The sequence below is a fragment of the Actinomadura logoneensis genome, assembly GCF_003428695.1.
In the GTDB taxonomy this organism is placed as follows: domain Bacteria; phylum Actinomycetota; class Actinomycetes; order Streptosporangiales; family Streptosporangiaceae; genus Spirillospora; species Spirillospora logoneensis.
In genome coordinates this window covers 1-3,793 of record NZ_QURH01000002.1, presented here as the reverse complement: position 1 = coordinate 3,793, position 3,793 = coordinate 1, and the positions used below count along the sequence as shown (strand labels likewise).

The 3,793-nt window shown below is 74.4% G+C and carries 3 protein-coding genes; all 3 read left to right on the top strand.

Going from position 1 to position 3,793, the window contains the following annotated elements; all coding sequences use genetic code 11:
• The coding region (locus DZF91_RS00060; protein WP_235833939.1) for an AarF/UbiB family protein at positions 1 to 807 on the top strand (807 nt) is incomplete at its 5' end.
• Between the two features lie 225 nt (positions 808 to 1,032).
• Complete coding sequence (locus DZF91_RS00055; RefSeq protein WP_117355475.1) at positions 1,033 to 2,076, top strand: DUF1702 family protein; 1,044 nt, start codon at positions 1,033 to 1,035, stop codon at positions 2,074 to 2,076.
• Positions 2,077 to 2,174: 98 nt separating this feature from the next.
• Positions 2,175 to 3,793: FG-GAP repeat domain-containing protein (locus tag DZF91_RS00050; RefSeq protein WP_147340912.1), on the top strand; the 1,619-nt coding region annotated here is incomplete at its 3' end.

Genomic DNA, 3,793 nt, shown 5'->3' with positions numbered 1-3,793 from the left:
GCCGCGCGGCTGCCGGGCCTGCGGGCCGTCCCGCTCACCGAGATCCTGGACGAGCTCGGCGGCCTGCTGCTGGCCCAGCTGGACTTCCGCGCCGAGGCGGCCAACCTCGCCCGGCTGCGGGAGGCGCTCGCGGACGAGCCCGGCGTCCTGGTCCCCGCGCCGCTGCCGCGGTGGTGCGACGACGACGTGGTCGCGATGGAGTTCGTCCCGGGGCTGGACCGGCGCGCGCCCGCCCCCGTGCCGCCGGACGGGCGGCGCGCGCGGGCGACGACGCTGGTCCGGGCCGTCTACCGGCTGCTGTTCGTGGGCGGGCTGGTCCACGTCGACCTGCACCAGGGCAACGTCTACTTCCTCCCGGACGGCCGGGTGGTGCTGCTGGACGCCGGCCTGGTGCGGCGGTTCGGGGCCCGGGCGCGGCACGGGTTCGCCGAGTTCTTCGGCGGCATGGTGCGCGGGGACGGCGGCGCCTGCGCCGACGCGCTGCTGGCCTCGGTCCGGGGCGCGGACCGGGTGCGCGACGTCGCCGCGTTCCGGCGCGAGGTCGCCGACCTGGTCGCCCGGAACGCGGGCGCGACGGCGGGCGAGTTCCGGCTGTCGGCGTTCTGCGTGCGGCTGTTCGACCTCCAGCGCCGGCACCGGCTGTACGCCGAGCCTGAGTTCGCCTTCCCGATGCTGTCGCTGCTCGCCGTCGAGGGCACGGTCCGGCGCGACCACCCGGGCATGGACTTCCAGTTGGAGGCCGCTCCCTACGCCCTGGAGGGACTTCTCGAGGAACCGGCGCCCGAGCCCGCCGCGGAAACAGGATAAGGACAACCGGAAACGAGGTTACGGGGTACGGTCGGCGCATTTTCGCCCGGTCGTATCGAATATCTCTCCGATTATTGCCTGCAATTCCGGTAGGCATGGTTATATGGCAGCTGACCTGCGGTGACATGGGAATTATGGCCGCATCTGGACAGCTAAACCTGTCCCGTCTTGACGCTTCACTTCAGTTTTTGTTAGTCCTGTGGGAGTTCTGCCGAGGAGGTCGACTTGGTCACGTCCGTCACTGCCCAGCGGACCCCATTCCTTTTTCGCCCATTGGTCCTTGACGACCGATCTATCCGGCTCGACAAGACTGGTCACCTCCCCGGTGACCCCGAGGTGCGGCGGAGGCTCGAGGGGGTGGTGGCGGCGTTCGCCGCCGGGTACGGAGCCGGCCTCGCGTCCGGTCGCGGCCCGCTGGAGCCGGACGCGCCGACCGCTCCCGGGACGGCTCCCGCCCCCGCGGGCGTCCCGGCGGCCCTGGCCGGATTCGCCTACGAGGGCGCCGCGATGAGCCGCGCGCTCCTGGACGTCCTGACCGGAACCCGGGGCCGCCGGGTCGCGGGGCTGCTGGAGGGGCCGGGCCGCCGCCACTTCCACCTCGTCCACGTCGGCATCGGCTGGGCGTACTCCCGGCTGAGGCTGCGGCCGTGGTCCGGCGTCCCCGGCGCGCGCGGCCTGCCGCGCTGGCTGGCCTGGGACGGCTGGGGCTTCCACCAGGCGTACGTCCGCCCCGGCCCGGTGTTCTACGAGCACCGGGTGGAGCGCGGCGCGCGCGGCCCGGCCATGCCCGTCCGCGACCAGGGCGCGGGCCGCGCGCTGTGGTTCCACACCTGCGCCGACCCCGAGACCGTCGGACGCGTCATCGCGGGGTTCCCTCCGCACCGGCGCGGCGACCTGTGGTCGGGGGTCGGGCTGGCCGCCGCGTACACCGGCGTCCGCCCGCCGGACGTGCTGGCCTCGCTGCTGCGGATCGCCGAGGGCCACCGCGCCGACCTCGCGCAGGGCGCGGCGTTCGCCGCCAAGGCGCGCGTGCTGGCCGGTGAGGTGCCCGGCGACGTCCGGGACGCGATCGAGACGCTGTGCTCGGCGTCCCCGGCCACCGCCGCGAAGTGGACCGACATCGCGCACGACGAGGCCGCCGACCACGGCGACTCCCTGGAGGACTACCAGTACTGGAGGACGCTGGTCCGCCGCGAGTGGCGGCGGCACGACGGCGGCCTGGTCCGCCGCGAGTGGCGGCGGCACGACGGCGGCGGAGGGCAGTGGTGACCCGACCGCCGAGCTCCCGCCCCCCGCACTCCTCGTCGGAGCCCACCCGCGCACCGCGCTCCCGCTCCCCGCACGGCCGGTTCCTGAGATCCAGGCTGGTGCAGGTCTGCTCCGTGCTGCTGCTGGTCGCCGGCTGGTTCATCGCGAGCCTGCCGGAGACCTCCGACGCCGCCGCCGCGCGGCTGGCGCGGCGGTTCGCGTTCCAGCGCGTGCCGCTGAACGGCACCGCCTCGCCCCGCGACGTCCGGCAGGTGGCGCCCGCGTACCGGCACATCGACCACTGGATCTCGTCGGTCGGCGCGGCCGTCGCGCTCGCCGACGTCGAGGGCGCCGGACGCCCGGTCGACGCGTGCGTGGTCGACCCGCGCGACGACTCGGTGACGCTCGCGCCCGTCCCCGGCGGCGGCGGACGGATGCCCGCCGTCCGGCTCACCCCCGCCGGGCTGCCGTACGACCCGACGATGGCCCCGATGGGCTGCACCCCCGGCGACTACAACGAGGACGGCCTGACCGACGTCCTGGTCTACTACTGGGGCCGCTCGCCCGTCCTGTTCATGCGGACGCCCGTCGCGCTCGGCCGTCCCGGCGCGTTCGTCCCGCAGGAGCTCGTCGCCCCGTACCGGACGTGGAACACCAACGCCGTCTCGGTGGGCGACGTGGACGGCGACGGGCACCCCGACCTGATCGTCGCCAACTACTTCCCGGACGGCGCGCGCGTCCTGGACCCGCACGCCAGGCAGAGCGAGCTGGTCATGCAGCGGTCGATGTCGGCGGCCTACAACGGCGGGCGCAAGCACGTCCTGCTGTGGCGGTCGGCGCGCGGCGGGGCGCGCCCGTCGGCGGCCTACACCGAGCCGCCGAGCCCGCTGCCGGACCGGACGTCCAAGGGCTGGACGCTCGCGACCGCCGTCCAGGACATCGACGGCGACGGCCTCCCCGAGCTCTACCTCGCCAACGACTTCGGCCCGGACCGGCTGCTGCACAACCGCTCCACCCCCGGGCATCCCAGGTTCGAGGAGGTCAAGGGCGTCCGGCACTTCACGACCCCGAAGTCCAAGGTGCTCGGACGGGACTCGTTCAAGGGGATGGGGGTCGCGTTCGGCGACCTGGACGGCGACGGCGTCCCCGACATCTTCGTCAGCAACATCACCCAGGAGTACGGGCTGCTGGAGAGCAACTTCGCCTGGCTGAGCCAGGGCCGCAGGGTGCTCCAGGGCGGCACGGCCCGCTACGACGACCACAGCGAGTCGCTCGGGCTCTCGCGGTCCGGCTGGGCCTGGGACGTCAAGATGGGCGACTTCGCCGGGGACGGCCGCACCGAGATCGTCCAGGCGACCGGGTTCGTCAAGGGCAGGGTGAACCGCTGGCCGCAGCTGCAGGAACTGGCGATGACCAACGACGACCTGCTGAACCGCCCCGGCGCGTGGCCCGACTTCCGGCCCGGCCGCGACGACGTCTCCGGCGGCGACCGCGACCCGTTCTTCGCCCGGCTGCCGGACGGCCGCTTCGTGGACATCGCCGGACGCCTCGGCGTGGACGACGACAGCGTCTCGCGCGGCATCGCCCTCGCCGACGTCCAGCACGACGGACGGCTCGACTACGCGGTCGCCAACCAGTGGCGCCGGTCGTTCTTCTACCGCAACGTAGGCTCGTCCGCCCGGCGGGCGGCTGCGCCGCGTCCACCCCGGCCCCGGGAGGGGCGCCGGGCGCGCGGCCG